This is a genomic window from Kibdelosporangium phytohabitans (assembly GCF_001302585.1).
Taxonomy (GTDB): domain Bacteria; phylum Actinomycetota; class Actinomycetes; order Mycobacteriales; family Pseudonocardiaceae; genus Kibdelosporangium; species Kibdelosporangium phytohabitans.
In genome coordinates this window covers 9,913,534-9,934,582 of the sequence record NZ_CP012752.1, presented here as the reverse complement: position 1 = coordinate 9,934,582, position 21,049 = coordinate 9,913,534, and the positions used below count along the sequence as shown (strand labels likewise).

At 68.2% G+C, this 21,049-nt stretch carries 17 protein-coding genes; 11 read left to right on the top strand and 6 right to left on the bottom strand.

Annotated elements, in window-relative coordinates; genetic code table 11:
* Nucleotides 1–95: 95 nt before the first annotated feature.
* From rimP to rbfA, 6 genes are all read left to right on the top strand, one after another.
* Nucleotides 96–611 carry a ribosome maturation factor RimP gene (gene rimP, locus AOZ06_RS44295; RefSeq protein WP_054294842.1) on the top strand — a complete coding sequence of 172 codons (516 nt, stop codon included), beginning with the start codon at nt 96–98 and terminating at the stop codon, nt 609–611.
* On the top strand, nt 608–1,636 hold the full coding sequence (gene nusA / locus AOZ06_RS44290) for a transcription termination factor NusA (protein WP_054294841.1): 1,029 nt from the start codon (nt 608–610) through the stop codon (nt 1,634–1,636). The genes rimP and nusA overlap by 4 nt, the downstream gene beginning before the upstream one ends.
* A 96-nt stretch (nt 1,637–1,732) precedes the next feature.
* A complete protein-coding gene (locus tag AOZ06_RS55425) occupies nt 1,733–2,023 on the top strand; it encodes a YlxR family protein (protein ID WP_236951934.1) in 291 nt (96 codons plus the stop codon).
* 90 nt (nt 2,024–2,113) lie between these two features.
* The gene (gene infB, locus AOZ06_RS44285) at nt 2,114–5,290 is read left to right on the top strand and encodes a translation initiation factor IF-2 (RefSeq protein WP_054294840.1); all 3,177 of its coding nucleotides are present in this window, start codon (nt 2,114–2,116) and stop codon (nt 5,288–5,290) included.
* An 80-nt stretch (nt 5,291–5,370) separates the two neighbouring features.
* Nucleotides 5,371–5,667: a DUF503 domain-containing protein gene (locus AOZ06_RS44280; RefSeq protein WP_054294839.1), complete on the top strand. Its 297-nt coding sequence runs from the start codon at nt 5,371–5,373 to the stop codon at nt 5,665–5,667.
* Nucleotides 5,668–5,695: 28 nt separating this feature from the next.
* A complete protein-coding gene (gene rbfA / locus AOZ06_RS44275) occupies nt 5,696–6,145 on the top strand; it encodes a 30S ribosome-binding factor RbfA (RefSeq protein ID WP_054294838.1) in 450 nt (149 codons plus the stop codon).
* Between the two features lie 73 nt (nt 6,146–6,218).
* Here the strand turns inward: rbfA and AOZ06_RS44270 are convergent, their stop codons facing one another.
* A complete protein-coding gene (locus AOZ06_RS44270; RefSeq protein WP_054294837.1) occupies nt 6,219–7,253 on the bottom strand; it encodes a TRM11 family SAM-dependent methyltransferase in 1,035 nt (344 codons plus the stop codon).
* Nucleotides 7,254–7,481: 228 nt separating this feature from the next.
* Here AOZ06_RS44270 and AOZ06_RS44265 point away from each other — a divergent pair, with 228 nt between their 5' ends.
* Nucleotides 7,482–9,359: an ABC transporter ATP-binding protein gene (locus AOZ06_RS44265; RefSeq protein ID WP_157233917.1), complete on the top strand. Its 1,878-nt coding sequence runs from the start codon at nt 7,482–7,484 to the stop codon at nt 9,357–9,359.
* A 1,525-nt stretch (nt 9,360–10,884) separates the two neighbouring features.
* Here the strand turns inward: AOZ06_RS44265 and AOZ06_RS44260 are convergent.
* Nucleotides 10,885–11,259 carry a VOC family protein gene (locus AOZ06_RS44260; RefSeq protein WP_335338332.1) on the bottom strand — a complete coding sequence of 125 codons (375 nt, stop codon included), beginning with the start codon at nt 11,257–11,259 and terminating at the stop codon, nt 10,885–10,887.
* A 34-nt stretch (nt 11,260–11,293) separates the two neighbouring features.
* A complete protein-coding gene (locus tag AOZ06_RS44255) occupies nt 11,294–14,104 on the bottom strand; it encodes a DEAD/DEAH box helicase (RefSeq protein WP_236951933.1) in 2,811 nt (936 codons plus the stop codon).
* Between the two features lie 99 nt (nt 14,105–14,203).
* Here AOZ06_RS44255 and AOZ06_RS44250 point away from each other — a divergent pair, with 99 nt between their 5' ends.
* Together AOZ06_RS44250 and AOZ06_RS44245 are read left to right on the top strand one after the other, a co-directional pair.
* The gene (locus AOZ06_RS44250) at nt 14,204–15,013 is read left to right on the top strand and encodes an ArsR/SmtB family transcription factor (RefSeq protein WP_054294834.1); all 810 of its coding nucleotides are present in this window, start codon (nt 14,204–14,206) and stop codon (nt 15,011–15,013) included.
* 154 nt (nt 15,014–15,167) lie between these two features.
* Nucleotides 15,168–15,857: an alpha/beta hydrolase gene (locus tag AOZ06_RS44245; protein ID WP_236951932.1), complete on the top strand. Its 690-nt coding sequence runs from the start codon at nt 15,168–15,170 to the stop codon at nt 15,855–15,857.
* Here AOZ06_RS44245 and AOZ06_RS44240 read toward each other — a convergent pair.
* Together AOZ06_RS44240 and AOZ06_RS44235 are read right to left on the bottom strand one after the other, a co-directional pair.
* The gene (locus AOZ06_RS44240; protein ID WP_054294832.1) at nt 15,841–16,812 is read right to left on the bottom strand and encodes a DHH family phosphoesterase; all 972 of its coding nucleotides are present in this window, start codon (nt 16,810–16,812) and stop codon (nt 15,841–15,843) included. The genes AOZ06_RS44245 and AOZ06_RS44240 overlap by 17 nt on opposite strands.
* A 9-nt stretch (nt 16,813–16,821) precedes the next feature.
* The gene (locus AOZ06_RS44235) at nt 16,822–17,358 is read right to left on the bottom strand and encodes a CGNR zinc finger domain-containing protein (protein ID WP_054294831.1); all 537 of its coding nucleotides are present in this window, start codon (nt 17,356–17,358) and stop codon (nt 16,822–16,824) included.
* A 60-nt stretch (nt 17,359–17,418) separates the two neighbouring features.
* Here AOZ06_RS44235 and AOZ06_RS44230 point away from each other — a divergent pair, with 60 nt between their 5' ends.
* Together AOZ06_RS44230 and AOZ06_RS44225 are read left to right on the top strand one after the other, a co-directional pair.
* Nucleotides 17,419–18,717, top strand: a complete 1,299-nt coding sequence (locus AOZ06_RS44230; protein ID WP_054294830.1) for an MATE family efflux transporter — start codon at nt 17,419–17,421, stop codon at nt 18,715–18,717.
* 74 nt (nt 18,718–18,791) lie between these two features.
* Nucleotides 18,792–20,039: an MFS transporter gene (locus AOZ06_RS44225; RefSeq protein WP_054297377.1), complete on the top strand. Its 1,248-nt coding sequence runs from the start codon at nt 18,792–18,794 to the stop codon at nt 20,037–20,039.
* A 3-nt stretch (nt 20,040–20,042) separates the two neighbouring features.
* On the opposite strand, the gene AOZ06_RS44220 is transcribed toward AOZ06_RS44225, so the two are convergent.
* Nucleotides 20,043–20,843 (bottom strand): helix-turn-helix domain-containing protein, encoded by an 801-nt coding sequence (locus tag AOZ06_RS44220; protein ID WP_054294829.1) that lies wholly within the window; start codon nt 20,841–20,843, stop codon nt 20,043–20,045.
* Nucleotides 20,844–21,049 lie beyond the last annotated feature (206 nt).

The following is a 21,049-nucleotide window of genomic DNA, read 5'->3' as shown; positions in this document are numbered from 1 at the left end:
CTTGATGGCTGCCGGGCGGTATCCGCTGGACGAGATACGCTTGTCGCTACACACTCGATTGATCGAGACCATCATCCAGAACAGGAGCGGCGGACGTGGCGAACCAGCAAGGTGATCTCGGCGCGGCGCTCGAGCCCGTCGTGCGGGACGCCGTTGGCGCGGCAGGCTTCGAGCTGGAGCAGCTCGACGTTCAGCGCGCGGGTCGCCGCAGCCTGGTGAAAGTGGTGGTCGACACCGAGGACGGGATCGGACTCGACGAAGTCGCGGGCGTCAGCCGCACCCTGTCGGGTGTGCTCGACGAGCACGACCACGTGCTGGGCGGTCCGTACACCCTGGAAGTGACCTCACCGGGGATCGACCGGCCGCTGACCAAGCCGAGGCACTGGCGCCGTGCGCGGCTGCGCCTGGTGAAGGTGCGCGCGGGCGACGAGACGTTCACCGGCCGCGTCGGGGACGCCAGTGAGAACGACGTGCAGCTGCTCGTCGGCGGCGAACTGCGGCAGGTGCCGTTCGACGCCGTCGACCACGCTGTCGTCGAGGTCGAATTCAAACAACCACCGCCGGAGGAACTGGACCGGCTGGGCGGCGGGAGCCAGGAGGGGGAACGGTGAACGTCGACATCGCCGCGCTGCGCGCCATCGAGCGCGACAAGGACATTCCATTCGAGACGGTGATCGAGGCCATCGAAACGGCACTGCTCACCGCGTACAAGCACACCGACGGGCACGTCCCGCACGCCAAGATCGACATCGACCGGCGGACCGGCGTGGTCCGCGTGCTCGCCCAGAAGCTCGGCCCGGCCGGTGAGGTCGCCGAGGAGTGGGACGACACCCCGGAGGGCTTCGGCCGGATCGCGGCGACCACCGCGCGCCAGGTCATCCTGCAGCGCCTGCGGGACGCCGAGCACGAGAAGACCTTCGGCGAGTTCGCCGCCAAGGAAGGCGAGATCATCGCGGGCGTCGTGCAGCGCGACGCGCGGGCGAACTCCCGCGGCATGGTCGTGGTCCAGGTCGGCGACACCGAGGGCGTGCTGCCCCAGGCCGAGCAGGTGCCCGGCGAGCGCTACGAGCACGGTGTGCGGATCAAGTGCTACGTCCTGGGCGTCACTCGCGGTAGTCGCGGGCCGCAGATCACGCTCTCCCGCACGCACCCGAACCTGGTGCGCAGGCTGTTCGCGCTGGAGGTCCCGGAGATCGCCGACGGCACCGTGGAGATCCCCGCGGTGGCACGTGAGGCAGGACACAGGTCGAAGATCGCGGTCCGTTCCACGGTCGCCGGGGTGAACGCCAAGGGCGCGTGTATCGGACCGATGGGAGCTCGAGTCCGAAACGTGATGAGCGAGCTCGCCGGTGAGAAGATCGACATCATCGACTTCTCCGAAGATCCGGCCACGTTCGTCGGGAATGCCCTCTCACCTGCGAAGGTCGTGTCCGTACGCGTGGTCGACGAGCGCGCGAAGACCGCGCGGGTGGTCGTACCGGACTTCCAGCTCTCGCTCGCGATCGGCAAGGAAGGCCAGAACGCGCGGCTCGCCGCTCGGCTGACCGGGTGGCGAATCGACATCCGCAGCGACGCCGAGACGGCCGCGAACGCCCCGGGTAATTCGCCGGCACCGACGTCGGGTTCGGCTGAGTAGGCAGTAGTAGGTAGAATCTTGGCAGGTCGTCGTCGAGGGCCGGTTCCCGCACGTCGAGAGGGTCCCCCGCTAGGGCATGGCCCGGTCCGGACGTGCGTGGGATGCCGGACCAGGGCGTCGGCCGAGGAATTACTGCGCGTGGTCGCCGAGGACGGGGAGCTGGTGCCCGACCCGCGGCGGCGGCACGCTGGAAGGGGCGCTTGGTTGCACCCCGCCCCGGCGTGCCTGGACTCCGCCGAACGGAAGAAGGCGTTCCCCAGGGCGCTGCGCGTCCAGGGGCCGCTCGACACCGGCCCGGTGCGAGCCCACCTCGGGTCTGAGGCCCGACCGACAGAAGATCAGGCAACTGGTCTAGCCGGACACAGGAAGCAGGTCGACCCGTCATGAGTCAGCCGTGAAGCCGACACCATGAACGTGCGACGGTAGGACGAGGTCGAGCGGGTACTTTTGCCGCCGGCCTCCCCAGTGAGGAGAGCAGTGGCAGGCAAGGCCCGCGTGCACGAGCTCGCGAAAGAGCTCGGCGTCACGAGCAAGGAAGTACTCACGAAACTCGCCGACCTCGGTGAGTACGTGAAGTCGGCGTCCTCCACGGTGGAGGCGCCGGTCGCGCGCAGGCTCCGGGATTCGTACCCGAAGTCGGGCGACGCCAAGGGCGCCAAATCAGGTGGCGCCAAGCCGGGTCCCAGGCCCGGTCCGCCGGCCCCGAAGCCGGCTCCGAAACCCCAACCGCAGGCCCCCGCGGCCGCGGCGAGCGCTGCCCCGGCAGCGGCGCCGTCCGCCACGCCTGCCAAACCGGCGATCCCGGCCCCGAAGCCGGCTGTGCAGCAGCAGCCCGCTCCGGCAGCGGCCGCGAGCCCGGCGACTCCGTTCCAGGCACCCGCGGCCAAGCCGGCTCAGGGTGCGGGCCAGGGTCCCGGTGTGAAGCCGGGGCCGCGTCCCGGCCCGAAGCCGCAGCAGCAGCAACAGCAACAGCAACAGTCCCCGCAGCAGGCTCCGCAGCAGCAGAAGCCCGCCGCGGCCAGGAACGACACTCGCGGCGACACCCGCGGCGAGGGCTCGTCGAACAGGCAGGGTCCGCGTCCGGGTCCGAAGCCCGCGCAGCAGCAGGGTGGCGGCAACAGCGGCGGCACCACGGTTCCGCCGCGCCCGCAGTCCCCGAAGCCCGGCCCGCGCGCGCCACGACCGGGTAACAACCCCTTCGGTGTCGGCGGAGGCGCACCCACGCCTCGCCCGCCCGGCCCGCGTTCCGGCGGCGGTGGCGGTGGCCAGGGTGGCGACCGTCCCGAGCGTGGCCCCCGTCCGGGTGGCGACCGCCAGGACCGGCCGCCGCGTGGCGACCGCGGCGGTGACCGTCCGTCCGGCCCGAGGCCGAGCCCCGGCAACATGCCGCCGCGCCCGAACCCGGGCATGATGCCGCCGCGTCCGCAGCGGCCCGCCGGTGGTCCCGGCGGCGGTGGCCGTGGTGGCCCCGGTGGCGGTGGCGGCGGTCGTGGTGGCCCCGGCGGTGGCGGCGGTGGCCGTCCCGGTGGTGGCGGTGGCGGCGGTTTCCGCGGTGGCGGCGGTGGCGGCGGCGGAGGCGGTGGCTTCCGTGGCGGCGGTGGTGGTGGCGGAGGCGGTGGCTTCCGTCCCGGTGGCGGCGGTCCCGGCGGTGGTGGCGGTGGTGCCCCAGCCGGTGGCGGTGGCTTCCGCGGTGGCGGTGGCCGTCCCGGTGGTGGCGGCGGTCGCGGCGGTGCCGCGGGCGCGTTCGGCCGTCCCGGTGGTCCCTCGCGCCGTGGCCGCAAGTCGAAGCGGCAGAAGCGCCAGGAGTACATGGACAACATGCAGGCGCCGAGCGTCGGCGGTGTCCGGTTGCCCAAGGGCAACGGGGAGACCATCCGGCTGCCGCGCGGTGCCTCGCTGACCGACTTCGCCGAGAAGATCAACGCCAACCCGGCTTCGCTGGTGCAGGTGCTGTTCCACCTCGGTGAGATGGTCACGGCGACGCAGTCCGTCTCCGAGGACGTGCTCGAGCTGCTCGGTACCGAGATGAACTACACCGTGCAGGTCGTCAGCCCGGAGGAGGAGGACCGCGAGCTGCTCGAGTCCTTCGACATCACCTACGGCGAGTCGACCGGCGGCGAAGAGGCGCTGGAAGCACGTCCGCCGGTCGTGACCGTCATGGGTCACGTCGACCACGGTAAGACCCGGCTGCTGGACACCATCCGCAAGTCGAACGTGATCGAGGGCGAAGCGGGCGGTATCACCCAGCACATCGGTGCGTACCAGGTGAAGGCGGAGCTGGAAGGCAACGACCGGCTGATCACCTTCATCGACACCCCGGGTCACGAGGCGTTCACCGCCATGCGTGCCCGTGGTGCGCAGGCCACGGACATCGCGGTGATCGTGGTCGCGGCCGACGACGGCGTGATGCCGCAGACGGTGGAGGCGATCAACCACGCCCAGGCGGCCAACGTGCCGATCGTGGTCGCGGTGAACAAGATCGACAAGGAGGGGGCCAACCCCGCCAAGATCCGCCAGCAGCTCACCGAGTACGGCCTGGTCGCCGAGGAGTACGGCGGCGAGACCATGTTCGTGGACATCTCGGCCAAGCAGGGCATCAACATCGACGGCCTGCTCGACGCGATCCTGCTGACCGCCGACGCGGCGCTGGACCTGCGGGCCAACCCGAACATGGAAGCCCAGGGCGTCGCGATCGAGGCCCACCTCGACCGTGGCCGCGGCCCTGTCGCGACCGTGCTGGTGCAGCGTGGCTCGTTGCGCGTCGGTGACTCGATCGTCGCCGGTGACGCGTACGGCCGCGTGCGCCGGATGGTCGACGAGTACAACGAGGACGTCACGGTGGCGACGCCGTCGCGGCCGGTCCAGGTCATCGGCTTCACGTCGGTGCCGGGTGCCGGTGACACGTTCCTCGTGGTGGACGAGGACCGGGTGGCACGGCAGATCGCCGAACGCCGCCAGGCCAGGACCCGCAACGCGCAGAACGCCGCGAAGTTCAAGCGGTACTCGCTGGAGGACCTGGACTCGGCGCTGAAGGAGACCGGCGAGCTCACCTTGATCATCAAGGGCGACAACTCGGGTACCGTCGAGGCACTCGAGGACGCGCTGATGAAGATCGAGGTCGGCGACGAGGTCCAGGTGCGGGTCATCGACCGCGGTGTCGGTGGCATCACCAAGGCGAACGTCGACCTGGCGATCGCGTCCGGCGCGATCATCCTCGGCTTCAACGTGCGGGCCGAGGCGAAGGTGGCCGACCAGGCCACCCGCGAGGGCATCGACATCCGCTACTACTCGGTGATCTACCAGGCGATCGACGAGATCGAGCAGGCGCTCAAGGGCATGCTCAAGCCGGAGTACGAGGAGGTGGAACTCGGCCGCGCGGAGGTGCGCGACGTGTTCAAGTCCTCCAAGTTCGGCACGATCGCGGGTTGCCTGGTGATGTCCGGCGAGATCAAGCGCAACGCCAAGGCCCGGTTGATCCGCGACAGCAAGGTGATCCAGGAGAGCCTCCCGGTCAGCTCGCTGCGTCGGTTCAAGGACGACGTGACCGAGGTCCGCGAGGGCTACGAGTGTGGTCTCACGCTCGGGTCCTACTCGGACCTGCGGGTCGGTGACGTCATCGAGACCTTCGAGATGCGCGAGAAGCCGCGCGGCTGATCGTCGAAGTCCGTGCAGGGCCTGGTTTTCCAGGTCCTGCACGGGTTCTCCCTCACGACAATTCCCCATGGTGATGCCTGTTGTACGTCGGTGCGCTCGAGCTGGACATCCTGCTCGGTGACGTCCATTCGCTCAAAGAGAAGCGGTCGGTCGTTCGTCCGGTCGTCGCGGAGCTGCGGCGCAAGTTCGAGGTGAGTGTGGCCGAAGCCGGTCATCTCGACCTGCATCGCCGCGCCCTGATCGGGGTCGCGGCGGTGGCGCCGGACGCCACGCACGTGCGTGAGCTGCTCGACGCGTGCGAGCGGCTCGTGTCCGGCCGTCCCGAACTGCAGCTGCTGTCCGCCCGGCACCGGCTCGTCGGTCCCGAGGACGAGTAGTTTTCAGACGATTGAGGAGGGGAGCGCCGTGGCCGATCCGGCCCGCGCCCGCAAACTTGCGAAGCGGATCAAGCAAATCGTGGCGTCCGCGCTGGAGCACGAGGTCAAGGACCCCAGGCTGACGCTGGTGACCATCACCGACGTCAAGCTGACCGGCGACCTGCAGGACGCCACCGTGTACTACACGGTGTTCGGGGACTCGCTCAACGCCGAGCCGGACACCAAGGGCGCCGCCGCGGCGCTCGAGAGTGCCAAGGGCGTGCTCCGATCCCTTGTCGGCCAAGGCACCGGCGTCCGGTTCACCCCGACGCTGACGTTCATCGCCGACACGATCCCCGAGGACGCCAGACGGATCGACGACCTGCTCGCCAAGGTCAAGGAAGCCGACGAGGAGGTCGCGCGGATCGCGACCGGCGCCAAGCCCGCGGGCGAGGCGGACCCGTACCGGGCGCCCCGCGAACCAGACCCCGAGGACTGACCAGGTCTCTCGTGCCACCAATGTGGCCTTCGGTGCGTTTGACGTGCCGAAGGCCACATTGGTGGCACAGCTGTCATGGGCGGCGGGCGACCACGATGTCGCGGACGATCGCCTGGTCGACGCGGTGCTCGAAGTCCAGGTACGGCGCGGTTTCCACCGGTTCGAGGCCGGCCGCGGCGAGCACGTCGGCGACGTCCTCGCGCCGTGCGACGTTCGTGTTCCACGAAATCCCCAGTGCCCCACCGGGTTTGAGCAGCTTGGTCCACCCGGGCGCGGCCGCTTCGACCAGGTCGAGCGGGCTGCGGTGCAGGCCGTGCTGCTGGGTGCGGCTGCCGTGCTGGACGCCGTAGGGGGCGTCCGCGACAACCAGGTCGAAGCTGCCTGACTTGTAGAACTCGGCCGCTTTCGCCGTGTCGCCGTTGATGTACGTCAGGTCCAGCGCGTCGCCTGCCTTGTAGCTTTCCTTGCTGACGCCGACGGACACGTGCAGCCGTTTGCCGATGTTCTTGTGCTCACGGCGAATCCGTGTGACTTCGGCGTCGTGCTTGAGGCGCTTGCGCTTCAGCCACGTCTGCAGGAACGCCGAGTACGCCTCGAAGTCCTTCGCGTCGATGTCGAGGCCGGCCGCGTCGTAGCCGTACATCAACGCCTGGTTGAGCGTGGTTCCCCTGCCGCACAAGGGATCGATCACCTTGAACCGCCGGTCGAGCATCTCGCCCGCGCGGGCGGACGCGAGCAGGGTGACGTTGAGCAGGAGCTTGGTGAAGTGCTCGTTGGTCTTGCCCTGGTACTTCTGGATCGTGATCAGGTCGTCGTCGAACTTGTCCAGCGGGCGCAGTTCGACCGGGTCGAGCAACCGGCCCTCCATGCGGAACAGCGCGTAGATGGCCGACATGTTGGCCAGGTAGTCCGCGTCCCGCGGCGACAGTTCCTCGGTTTCGAACGCGACGTACGGCACCCCGCCGATCCGCGTCTCGGTGATGTCGCTGAGCTTGCCGCCGAGCACAGCCTGGTCGAACACACCCAGTTCGGCGACGGTCAGCCCGATCGACGACTCGGCGTAGACCCGGTTCGTCGCAGGGAGGAGTAGCAGTGCGTAGCGGGTCATCGTCTCCTGCGCAGTGTCGGCCGGTCGGGGCTGCGAGCCTAGCCGTTCACACCTCCGCGATCGTGCGGTGCTCAGCCGAACGCTCCGAAATGTCAGACCCACGCGCTACGGTCGATCTGCCCGACGAGTTGACCTCAACATTGGTTGAGGTTCCAGACTGTCCATGACCGCCGGACGAATCAGCTTGGGGAGAGCACCGTGGACCTGAACTTCTCGTCCTGGATGGCGATGGAGAGCGCCATGCAGGAAGGAGGCAAACGCATCAGCCGGGCGACTGTGCGCCGGATCATCCGGTTCGCCCGGCCGCTGCGCGCCGCCGTACTGGCGTTGCTGCTGCTGAGCGCCATCTCCGCGGTGCTCGCCGTCGCCACGCCGGTGATCGCCGGGCGAGTGGTGGACGCGATCATGAACAAGGAGGGCAGCGGTATCGTCATCACGCTCGCCCTGGTGATCGCCGCGATCGCGGTCGTCGACGCGGTCGTCGGCATCGTCGAACGCTGGCGCTCGGCGAGCGTCGGCGAGGAGCTCATCCTGCGGCTGCGGCAGGCGGTCTTCGACCACGTGCAGCGGATGCCGGTCGCCTTTTTCACCCGAACGAGGACAGGCGCCCTCGTCAGCAGGCTGAACAACGACGTGATCGCCGCGCAGCGCGCGTTCACGATGACGCTGTCCATGGTCACCAACAACATCATCGCCCTCGTGCTGACGCTCGTGGTGATGTTCGCGCTGTCGTGGCAGATCACCCTGCTGGCGTTGATCATGTTGCCGATCTTCTACCTGCCGGCGCGGCGGATGGGCAGGCGACTGGCCGGAATGGAGCGCGAGGCAGCCGAGCACAACGCGGCCATGACAACGCAGATGACCGAGCGCTTCTCCGCTCCTGGTGCCACTTTGATCAAACTGTTCGGCCGCCCGCGGGACGAGTCGAACGAGTTCGGCAGGCGCGCCCGCCGCGTGCGGGACATCGGCGTGCGCGCGGCGGTGAACCAGTGGTTCTTCATGACCGCGCTGTCGTTGGTCTCCGCGCTGGCGTTGGCCTTGGTGTACGGCCTGGGCGGATACCTGTCACTGGAAGGACAACTGGACGCGGGCACAGTGGTGACCCTGGCGTTGCTGCTGACCAGGCTCTACCAACCGCTGACCGGTCTGGCCAACGCCCGCGTGGACGTGATGACCGCGCTGGTGAGCTTCGAGCGGGTGTTCGAAGTGCTCGACCTCGAGCCGTTGATCAAGGAGAAGCCGAACGCCAAGCAGGTGCCGGACGGTCCGGTGTCGGTGGAGTTCGAGAACGTGGACTTCTCCTACCCCGCGGCGGACAAGGTGTCGCTGGCATCCCTCGAAGAGGTGGCGGCCCTCGACAGCCGCGGCGGAGACCAAGTGCTGCACGGAATATCCTTCCGCGCCGAACCGGGACAACTCGTCGCCCTCGTCGGCTCGTCGGGGGCGGGGAAGTCGACCATCGCCTCCCTCGCCCCGCGGCTCTACGACGTGGATTCCGGGAGTATCAAACTGGCCGGTGTGGACGTCAAAGACCTCTCGTTCACGTCGATCCGCGACGCCATGGGCCTGGTCACGCAGGATGGGCACTTGTTCCACGAGTCCATCGGCGACAACCTCCGCCTCGCCCGCCCCACCGCGACAGACGAGGAACTCTGGGACTCACTGACACACGCTCGACTCGCAGACCTCGTGCGGTCTCTGCCCGACCAACTCGACACAGTGGTGGGTGAACGCGGCTACCGCCTCTCCGGCGGCGAACGCCAACGCCTCACCATCGCCCGCCTGCTCCTGGCCAACCCCCGCGTGGTGATCCTCGACGAGGCAACAGCCCACCTGGACTCGTCATCAGAAGCAGCGGTCCAGGAAGCACTGGTGGAGGCCCTGGCGGGCAGGACAGCACTGGTGATCGCGCACCGTCTGTCAACAGTCAGGGCAGCCGACCTGATCCTCGTCATCGAAGCCGGACACGTCGCAGAACGCGGAACCCACGAAGAACTCCTCGCAGCCAACGGGCGCTACGCAGAGCTCTACCGAACCCAATTCGACGACCGCTCCCAACAACACACATACCAAGCCTTCAGCCCCCAACCAGCCGACGCCCCTTAACCACCCACACTCCACCCACCGCGCACCCACCCACCCATCCACCCACCCCTCCGCCCGGCGGGCGACACAACCCACTCAGATACCGGGTACCACGCGCCAACGCCCCCAGGTGCCGGGTACACGCGCCAACGCTCCATCCAGATACCGCAACCGGGTACCGCCCCCAGGTGCCGGACGCTGCGCGCAGATGCCGGACGCCGCACTCCTTGCGTCGCATGCAGGGGGCAGGGGTGCCGGGGGTCGGGTGCCGTACGCAGATGCGGGGCATCAGGCGCTGAACGCCCCAGCCAGATGCCGCACCTAGGTGCGGCATCGCACTCAGGTACCGGGCGCTGCGCCCAGGTGCAGGGGGCCGCACTCCTTCGCCGCATGCACGGGTGCTGGGTGTCGAGAGCCACGCCGGGCGGCACGCGGCTGCCGCATGTCGTGGGCGGCGGGCATGCGATGGCGGCTGGCTTCCCAAGCAGCATCCCGCAGACCGCGGGCACAGCGGGCGGCGAGCGCAACGGGCAAAGGTTGGCCCGCTGAAGTTGGCCGGGTGGGTAGTGGGTGCAGCGGTGTCTGTCAGGACTGCCAGTACCGGAATAGCCAGCCGAGTCAGCGTGCGCGCAACGCAGACCATCCCACAGCGGCAAACCCACAAGCAGGCAGACCAACCCCACAGCGGCGAGCGCGTCAGCAGGCAGACCGTCCCGCAGCGGCTCGCGCGCAAGCGCGGAGGGGCGCTTCGGCTTTTGCGCCAGCACAGGGGTCGGCTTCGGGGGTGCTCCTGCCCGTCGGCCTGGGCTACGCCAACCACGGTCTGTCAGGAGGTCCGCCTCCCTAAAGCAACGCACAGCGCAGGCCCTACGGGCCTCTTGACAGTCCGTGGTTTCCTCCGGGCAGGTCGTCGGGCAGGAGCGCCCGCGCATCGAAGGACACACCCCTGGGGCCGGGGCTGTGGAGACAAAGGACACCGGCCACCCGCTCCTGCCCCGAGGTCTGCTCCCGGCGAGGGACATCTTGTTCCGTGCACTGAACCGCAGCGTTCGACACACCGGGTCATAGCTGGGATGTGAGCACGGAACAAGCGGGTCCCTCGCCGGGAGGCAGACCTCAAGGCAGGAGCCGAGGGTGGGTGTTCTTCCAGACCACAGCCGAGACCTTGGTGCGTGTACTGAGAAGGCGTGGGCGCTCCTGCCCGACGGCCTGCCGGAGGCAACCACACGCGTCAAGAGGCCCGTACGACCGCCGCTGATGCCCGCGACAAACGCAGGCGGACCTCCGGACACGTGTGATTGGGCTACGCCCAGGCCGACGGGCAGGAGCACCCCCGAACCACACCCCTGCGCTTGCGCGCACGCCGCTCGGGGCTGGGCTGACTACCGTTTAGCTTGCCCGGCTGGTTTTGCGCGCCAGCTGTGCGCCGTGAACTCCCTGTGCTGGTAGGCAAACCTTCATCCCTGTGCGGGCGCGTGGTTCATGGGATTGGCCAGCGTTGGTGTGCGAGCCGTGAAGTTGTTGTGAGCTGGGTGGCGAGGTTGGTTTAGGGCGTTTTGGGTTGGAGTAGGTCCCACTTGTTGCCGTAGAGGTCGTGGAAGACTGCGACTGTTCCATACGGCTCATGTCGGGGGGCTTCTTCGAATGTCACGCCGGCTGTGAGCATGCGGGTGTGATCGCGGTCGAAGTCCTCTGTGTTCAGGAACAGGCTTACCCGGCCGCCGGTTTGGTTGCCGATTCTGCTTTCCTGTTCCGCTGTCGCTGCTTTTGCGAGGAGGATTCCTGTTTCCTTAGCTCCTGGTGGTGTTACTACTACCCAGCGCTTTCCGTCGCCCTGTGGGGTGTCCTCGCGGAGGGTGAAGCCCATTGCGTTCACGTAGAACGCGATGGCCTCGTCGTAGTCACGCACGACGACGGTCACCAGGCTGAGATGTGGCATCGGATGCTTTCCTTTGCTACGAGAGGAGTTCGCGGATGTCTTCGGCGTCCAGGCCTGCGCCGAACATGTCGCCTTCGTCGAGAACGCTGGTGAACAGTTCCGCTTTCTTCGACTTCAGTGCCATCACTTTCTCTTCGATCGTGTCCTTGGCTATCAGGCGGTAGACCATCACTGCTCTCGCCTGGCCGATTCGGTGGGTGCGGTCGACCGCCTGCGCTTCCGTTGCCGGGTTCCACCACGGGTCCAGCAGGAAGCAGTAGTCGGCTTCTGTCAGGTTCAGGCCGAAGCCCCCTGCTTTCAGGCTGATCAGGAACACCGGCGCCGCGCCGTCCTTGAAGCGCTGGACGACCTTGTCGCGGTTACGCGTCGAGCCATCCAGGTAGCAGTACGGGACATCCAGGCGGGAACGCACCAGCGAGAGGAAACTGGTGAACTGGCTGAAGACCAGCGCGCGGTGACCGCCTGCGACGACCTCGTGCACCTGGTCGAGCAGTGCGTCGATCTTCGCGCACGGCAGGTCGGCGTGGGTGTCGTCGACCAGGGCCGGGTGCAGGCTGAGCTGCCTGAGCTTTGTCAGCGACTGGAAGATGGTGAACCGGTTGGCGTTCATGTCCCGCACCATGCCGAGGATTCGCAGGCGTTCTCGTTGCAGGTGGGTTTGGTAGACCTTGCGGTGCTTGGGGTGCAGGTCGACTTGGAGCACCTGTTCTTGTTTCGGCGGCAGGTCCGTGGCCACCTGGTCCTTCGTGCGGCGTTTGACCAGCGGGCGGATTCTGCGCCGGAGCTGGTGCAGCAGGCCGGGGTCGCCGGTTCGTTCGATCCGCCGGGCGTAGTACTGCTGGAACCGCACCGGGCTGGGGAACAGGCCCGGCGCGGTGATCGACAGCAGCGACCACAGCTCCATCAGGTTGTTCTCCATCGGTGTGCCCGTGATCGCCAGTTTGAACGGCGCGGGCATCTTTCTCGCGCACTGGTGCACCTTCGACTGGTGGTTCTTGACCACCTGCGCCTCGTCGAGCACCATCCCCGCCCACCGGACCTTCGAATAGCGGTCGTAGTCCAGCCGCATCAGCGTGTACGACGTCAGCACCACGTCCGCTCCCGCCACGAGCGAAGCCAAGTCCTTGTGCCGCAGCGTGTCCGAAACGGTCACCACGCGCAGGCCGGGCGCGAACGCGGCGGCTTCGGTCTGCCACGTCGTCACCACGCTGGTCGGCGCCACCACCAGGAACGGCGCGTCGGCCGCCGCGTGGCAGATCAGGGCGAGCGTCTGGAGGGTTTTGCCGAGGCCCATGTCGTCGGCGAGGATGCCGCCGAGGTCGTTCTCCCACAGGAACGCCAGCCAGCGGAACCCATCCAGCTGGTACGGCCGCAACCGGGCGTCCAGCCCACCGGGCACGCCGTACTCCGGCACCTCGTCCAGCAACCCGCCGACCTGCTTGCGCCACGCGTCCGCCTGGTGGCCGACCACGCCGATGTTCACCAGGTCGTCCCACAGCCCGGCTTGGAAGCGGCTGATCCGCACCGAGTCGCTCGTCTGGTCGTGCAACCCGCGCGCCTCGGCGATCAGCCGGTGCAAGGTCCGCAGTTCCGGTTTCTGCAGGGAGAAATACGCGCCGTCCGGCATCAGCAGGTACATCTCGTCCCTGGTCAGCGCGAGGAAGACGTCCATGAACGGCACCGTTCGGCCGTCCGCGGTGATCGTCACGGTCAGGTCGAACCAGTCGGTCTTGTCCGAGACGTCCTCGGTGGCCACGCCGATCCGGACCGTGCCGACCTCGCGGTAGTCCGGTTTCACGCCGATGATCTCGACTTCGACGCCAGGCAACTGCTCGACCTGGGGCAGCTCTTGCGTGGTGAACCGCATGGTGTCGATGTCCCGCAGCGTCCTGGCCACGGGTTCGCGTGCGAGGCGGGTGAGGATCTCGCGTTCGGCGCCGGCGTCGCGATAGGCCTCTGGCTCCGCGTCGAGCGGCGCGCGCAGCTCCGACGCCCCGATCCGGTAGAGCCATTCCCAGTCGAGGTCCAGCTCGTGTTCGTCCCGGTAGGACGCGTTCAGACGCAGCACCGGCCCGGAGATGCGGGGCGGCGTGAAGGAACCGTCCGTCGACACGAACTCCGCCGTGTGCCGCAGCCGGGGGTAGTAGCGGTCGACGAACCGCGCTCGTCCGGACACCGGGATCTGCAGCTGGTGCGAGCCGAGAACCATGTCCTGCAACGACTTCGGCGCCGGTTTGGCGAGTTTCGCCAGACCGATCCGGCATTCGTCGGCCGATCCGGTCTCGTCGAGCTCCTCCTGGCTGACGTAGACGAGGCCGTGCCCCGCGCCGAGGAACCGGACGACCGCGACGGGCCCCTGGCCTTCCACGCGGACGACAGGCGTGACGACCATGCCGCCGTCGCTGGTCACGTCCAGGCAGAGCTCAGCGGGGTGGTAGTCGGCGTTGGCCAGCGTGACGCCGACGCGGAGCGCCTCGTCCAGCATCGTCCACAGGTGCAGGGTGTCGAACCGGGCGAGGTCGATGACCTTCTCGTCGCGCGGGACCATGTCCTGCGCCTTGTAGACCGCGTGGATCTCGCGCAGGACCCGCACGTGCGGGTCGGCGTAGCCTTCGAACGGGTTCAGCCGGCCCCACGTGACGCCGCCGCTGACCCAGCCGCTTCGGCCCTGCCGCACCAGTTTCGCGAAGACAGTCGGCGCCGGTCCGCGCGCGCGCGACAACAACGGCTCGGTCGCCAGGGTCAGCTCGACGCCCAGCGGCATGCCGCCCTGCTCGGCTGCCGGGCTGAGCAGGGAGCTCAGTGATCGCTCCCAGTTCGATGACACGCCGACCACGCTAGCGGCAGGGTCCGACAGACTTGACATGCAGCCGCCCGGCTGCCTAAATTAAAGGCATCCGAACGGCTGCGTATGCGAGGTGAGGGCATGGACGAGGTGTTCCGGGCGTTGGCCGATCCGGGCCGCAGGCGCCTGCTGGACAGTCTCAACCGGCGTACCGGGCAGACCTTGCGCGAGTTGTGCGGCGAGCTGGACATGGCCCGCCAGTCGGTCAGCAAGCACCTGGCGATCCTGATCGACGCCAACTTGGTCACGACCGTGTGGCGCGGCAGGGAAAAACTGCACTACCTCAACGCCGAGCCGATCAACGCCATCGCCGAACGGTGGATCAACCAGTACCACCGCGGCCGGGTCCGAGTGCTCGCCGGCCTGAAGACAGCATTGGAGCAGAACACCATGGACAAGCCGGAATTCGTCTACACCACGTTCATCGACACCACGCCGGAGAAGCTCTGGCAGGCGTTGACCCAGCCCGAGTTCACCCGCGAGTACTGGGGCGGGCTCGCGCTGGTCTCGGACTGGCGGGCCGGTTCCCAGATCGGCATGCAGTACACGCCCGACGGGCCCGTCGAGGACCACGGCCAGGTCGTGCTGGAAGCCGAGCCGTACACCAGGCTTTCCTACCGCTGGCACCGGTTGCAGCCGATGCACGCCGAGGTCTTCGGCTGGACCGACGAGCAGTTCGCCGAGTACGCCAAGGAAAAGCAGTCGAAGGTGACGTTCCTGATCGAGCCGACCGACCGCCAGGTCAAGCTGACCGTCGTCCACGACGACTTCGAGCCGGACAGCATGATGTACAAGGGGATCAGCGGTCAGTTGCCGCCCAGCGGCGGGTGGCCGGAGTTGCTGTCGGACCTGAAGACCTTCCTGGAGACGGGCAAGGTCGCGGTCGGGTAGGTTGGCCCGTATGGGGGCATCGAGAAGGACCTTGGTCGTCGGCGGTGCCGCGCTGGTGGTCGCGGGGTGCTCGACCGGGAACGCCCCGCAGCGACCAGCCGCGTCGTCCGCACCGGCCACATCGGACACTGCGACGCCACGCAGAGTGCAGTCGATGACCACGACCAAGTTCACGTCGACGGCGCGTGGCCGGGAAGTCAACGTGATCACCATGGCGCCGGACGGTCACGCGCCCGGCGAACTGCCGAAGTGCGTGGCCCTGCACGGGCGTGGCGGTGACGTGAACTGGATGGTTTCGCTGGGCGTCCAGAAGTTCCTGACCGGGGTCGTACGCGCCGGGGTGCCGCCGTTCGCCGTCATCTCGGTCGACGGCGGCCAGGACACCTACTGGGTCGACGGCGAACCCGGTGACGACCCCCAGCGGATGCTGCTGACCGAACTCGGCCCGATCCAGGCCGCGTTCGGGATCTCGATGGGTGCGTTCGGGGCCTTGCGGTTCGCGCGCAGCCGCCGTGCCGACAAGACCGACCTCAAGGCCGTCGGCGCCATCAGCCCCGCCTTGTTCCGCGACTGGCCCACCGCCGAGTCCAAGCACGTCTTCGCCGACCAGGCGCACTGGGAGGCCAACGAGCCGCTGCGGCACATCGGTGAGGTCGACCGTACTTCGCTCGGTGTCTGGTGCGGGGCAAGCGATCCGTTCATCACGGTGGCCAAAGCGCTCGCCAACCAGGCGCGTCCGGCGACGTCGTCGTTCACCCCGGGCGCGCACGACGGGGCCTACTGGTCCGGCGTGCTGCCCGAGGTGCTGACGTTCGTCGGCAGGCGGATCAGCGGGACAGCATAGCCAGCACGGACTCGATCAACGGCTCGACCGGGCCCTCGGCCGAGTAACCGGCCGCGCGGCGGTGCCCGCCGCCGCCGAGCGCGGTCGCGACGTCTTTCACGTCCACATCGGACACCGAGCGCAGCGAAACGGTCCACGACAGCGGCTGCATCTCCTTGAACACCACTGCCACTTCGGCTTCCCGCGCCGACCGGACGATCTCCACGACCGACTCGACTTCCTCGGGCCGGACGTCCGCCGAGTCCTCGAGCGTCACGTACGTGTACACGACACCGCGGCCACCGGCCGCCGACGTGTCCAGCTTGGCGCGGCCCAGCACGGTCGAGAGCATCGGCAGGAAGCTGAACGGATGCGCTTCCATCAGCTCACGCGCGGTCTTGTCCGGGTCCACACCCGCCGCCAGCAACCGTGCCGCCAGCCGGTGGGTTTCCGGTGTCGCACGGCGGAACGACCCCGAGTCAGTGACGATCCCGGCGTAGACGCAGCTGGCCAGTTCCTTGTCGAGTTCCACGCCGAGTGCGTCCAGCAAGGACGCGACCAGCGCGGCTGTCGCCACCGCGGTGTCGTCCACGACGTGGTGCGTGCCGTAGAAGGTGTTGGAGGCGTGGTGATCCACGACGAGCACTCGACCACCCGCGTTGATCGTGTTGGCGACACGGTCGCCGAGCTTGCCCAACCGTGCCACACTGCCCGTGTCCAGCGCGATCACCAGCGGGGCGATCTCGGGGACATCCGCCGCTGGCACCAGCAAGCCCGCGTAGTCCAACGGGAGCAGTGATTCCGGCACGGTGTCGGGCGAACCGAACGACACACGGACTGTGGCGCCACGGCGGTGCAGGGCCAGTCCGAGCGCGAGCGCGCTGCCCAGCGCGTCGGCGTCCGGATTGACGTGGGCCAGCAGGGTCACATCGGTGGCCGTCTGAAGCAGTTCCACCGCACCGTCGAGATCGCTCACGTGCTCAGCCTAGGCGTCCACGTCGATGGAGCGCTGGCGAGAGCGGTGTGCAGCTACATGCACGCGGTTGGCACACCGTGACGAGCAATACCGCTTGGCGCGGTTGGTCGACGTGTCCAGGAAGTAGTTGTCGCAGTTCTCGTCCGCGCACTGGCCCCATCGGGACAGGCCGTACCGCACGACGCCCTGCGCGATTCCCCATGCCGCCGCGGCGGCGACCTCGGTCGCGGGTGGCTCGTCGGGGTCGGCGACGTGGATGTGCCAGTTCGCCTCCGTGTCGTGACCCGCGGACAAGCGTGGCCGCAGGGGATAGGTCTCCAGCAGTTCGTTCACCGCGCTGCGCACGTCAGCTGTGCTGTTCGACACTGCGGCGGCGAGCGCCTTGCGCAGGCCGTCGGCGACCGGGCGCAGGGCGGTCAGGTCGTCGGTGGTCACTCGGGTGGCCCACCACGGCTCGTCGTGCAGGGCTTCCTGAAGTGCGGAAACGTCCGTCAGCGTGGCGTTGGCCACGCGCAGGGCCACTTCCAGGTAATCGGCGTTGTCCACTGGCGGTCCTTACATCTAACCTGTCAGGGGTCAAACTGATTTGCACACCTTACCGGGGGGATGCTCGTGACGCCGCTGCGGCGCTTGCTCTCGCTTGCTGTTCCCGCCTTGGGCGTACTCGCGGCCGAGCCGTTGTACCTGCTTGTCGACACGGCCGTGGTCGGGCATCTCGGTGCCGTGCCGCTGGCTGGTCTGTCCGTGGCGGGCATCGTCCTCGCGCAGGTCTCGACCCAGATGACCTTCCTGTCCTACGGGACGACGGCCCGTGTCGCGCGGTTGCACGGCGCGGGCAGGCGGGCGGACGCGGTCGCCGAGGGCGTCCAGGCGACGTGGCTGGCGGTCTCGGTCGGCCTGGTCCTCGTCGTCGCGGGGCAGCTGCTGGCGCGGCCGATCGCCGAGCTGTTGTCCGGCTCGCAGGAGGTCGCGGACGCGGCGGTGAGCTGGCTGCGGATCGCGTTGCTGGGCGTGCCGTTCATCTTGATCACCATGGCGGGCAACGGCTGGATGCGCGGCGTCCAGGACACGGTCCGCCCGCTGCGCTACGTCCTCGCGGGCAACGGGTTGTCGGCGTTGCTGTGCCCGATCCTGGTGTACGTGGCCGATTGGGGCCTGGAGGGTTCGGCCATCGCCAACGTCGTCGCCCAGGTGATCTCGGCGTCGCTGTTCGTCCGCGCGTTGATCGTCGAGCGCGTGCCGCTGCGCCCCCACTACGCCAAGATGCGGGCGCAGTTGGGGCTCGGGCGCGACCTGGTCGTGCGCAGCCTGGCGTTCCAGGCCTGCTTCATCTCGGCGACCACGGTCGCGGCGCACACCTCAACGGCGGCCGTCGGCGCCCACCAGGTTGTGCTGCAACTGTGGACGTTCCTCGCGCTGGTACTCGACTCGCTGGCGATCGCGGCGCAGTCGCTGGTCGGCGAGGCGCTGGGCAAGGAGGACGAACGGGCGGCCCACAAGGTCGCCTGGCAGGTCACCGGATACGGGCTGGTGTTCGGGTGCCTGCTGGGTGTGGCGTTCGCCGCACTGTCCACTGTGTTGCCGCGAGTGTTCACACCGGACGCCCAGGTGCTGGCCGAGATCCCGAACGCGTGGTGGTTCTTCGTCGCCCTGCAACCGATCTGCGGGGTGGTGTTCGCGCTCGACGGCGTGCTGCTCGGCGCGGGTGACGCGGCGTTCATGCGCAACGCCACATTGCTGGCGGCGATTGTCGGCTTCCTGCCGTTCATCTGGTTGTCCATGGCGTTCGACTGGGGGCTGTCCGGGATCTGGACGGGCTTGGCCGCGTTCATGGTCATCCGCCTGGTGGCTGTGCTGTTGCGCACACGTTCCGGCAGGTGGGCTGTGGTGGGAGCGGTTCGTTAGCATAGGTTTGCTATCTAATTGGCCGGAGAGGAGTTCTCGTGCGCGCCGCCACCAAGGCGTGGGTGATCTGGGCAATGGCAGTGGTCGTCTACATGGCGGCGGTCTTCCACCGCGGCTCGCTCGGTGTGGCCAGCCTCGAAGCAGCCGACCGGTTCGGTGTCGGCCCCACCGCGCTCGGCACGTTCACCGTGCTGCAACTGCTGGTGTACGCCTCGATGCAGGTCCCGACCGGTCTGCTGGTCGACAGGTTCGGCCCGCGCAGGATCCTCACGGCGGCGGCTTTGCTGATGGGCACCGGGCAGGTGCTGTTCGCGGTCGCGTCCTCGTACCCGGTGGGGCTCGTCGCCCGCGCGGTGCTGGGCTTCGGCGACGCGATGACGTTCATCAGCCTGCTGCGCCTGACATCCGCGCACTTCTCCGCACGCCAGTACTCCCTTGTGGTCTCGTTCACCGCCGCGCTCGGCGGCCTCGGCAACCTGGCGGCCACCGTGCCGTTGACGCTGTTGCTGCACAACGCGGGCTGGACGACGACCTTCCTGGTGACCGGCCTTGTGACGGGCGTGTACGCGATCGTCGCGTCCCGGTTGAAGGACACGCCGCACGGACCGGCGCCCCGCACCGAGGCGATGAAGATCCGCGACGTGGTGCGCGGTGTGCGTGAGACGTGGCGGATTCCTGGGACCCGGCTCGGGTTCTGGGTGCACTTCGCCACGATGCAGCTGCCCGCCGTGCTGGCGTTGCTTTGGGGATTCCCATATCTGGTCAACGCGCACGGGCTTTCCGAGGCGGTCGCCAGCTCGGTGCTCGGCGTGATGGTGATCGTGACCATCGTCAGTGGCCCGCTGATCGGGGCAGTGATCGGTCGCTGGCCGCAGATGCGGATGTTCCTCGTCGCCGGGTACCTCCTCGTCGCGGTCGGCATCTGGGCGGTGCTGTTGCTCGGCCCATTGCCGCCCGTTCTCCTCGGGGTCGTCTTCGCTGTGCTGTCGCTCGGTCTGCCGTTGTCCGCCATTGGGTTCTCAATCGGGCGTGACTACAACCCGCTGTCACGTGTGGGTACCGCGAGCGGCGTTGTCAACGTAGGCGGATTCCTCGCGACAACCCTTGCCGCGCTGGGCATAGGCTTGCTCCTCGACATCACCGGCTCGTTCAAGTACGCGATGGTGGTGTCGGTTGTGCTGACCACGCTCGGGACCTGGCGCACCGCCGTGTGGTGGCGGCGCACCAGGGCCCACGTGTTCGCCGCTCAGGCGCGCGGCGAGCAGGTGCCGGTCCGGATCCGCCCGCGCCGCTGGGACTCAGCCGCTCTCAGCGTTTCCTGACGATCACCAGATCAACGCCCTGATGGTGTTCAGCGAGTCGTCCGGCGGCAACGCGATGGCGGTCAGCTCGTCGAGCCGACGGCGGATGGCCGACGTCTTGGTGGCGTCCTGCGACTGGGTGAGGCCGAGCGGCGACTCGGTGAACACGATGTCAGGCTCATGGGGATCGCTGAACGACAACAGCATCACCGACCCGTCCAGCCCGCTGTGCAGACCGGCCGTCTGCGGCACGATCTGCAGCGTGACGAACGCCGTCAGCGCCCGGTCGACCAGCAACCGCAACTGCTCGCGGTCAACTCCTTGGTGCAGCGTGGGTTCGTGGATCAACGAGTGCACGGTCAACGGGTTCTTGCCGGACAGGCGCTGCTGGCGCCGCAGCCGGATGTTCACCGCGGTCTGCGGTTGGTCGGTGTGCTGGAGGCTGGCGCAGGCGTACCGCTCGGTCTGCAGCAGCGGTGGCAGGGTGCCCAGCTGGAACTCGACGAGGTGCTCGGCTTCCTGCTCCATGCACACGTAACTGGAGTCCTTGAGGCCGAACTCGCGCCACCAGCCGCGTTCCCTGGCCAGTTCCCACAACGCCAGCGCTTCCTCCCAGTCGTGCCGGGGCAGGCCGTAGACGCGGAGCATCGCACGCAGTTCGTGGTAGCCGGGCAGTTGGCCGTTCTCGATCCGGCTGAGTTTCTGCAGGGTCATGTGCAGCCTCTTGCCCGCGTCGTCCTGCGTCAGGCCCGCCAGTTCCCGCATCCGCTTGAGTTCCCTGAGCAGTTGGCGTCCGTGGTAGTTCGGAAGTGTCGGTGTAGCCATGCGCCCTTGTTCCTGTCCGATGACATGAATGTACGCATTCGAAAGGTAAGCAGTGGTATCAATGGCTACGATTCGCTCTGCTCGGACGTCCACTGCTGCGAGATCGAGTGCCACGAGTGACCCGGTGGTGAGCGGTGCCCGCCGACAGTCCTGCCGCGCAACGACATCGGCGGCCTGCCGACTGATTCGCGGCTCGACGCCGCCGG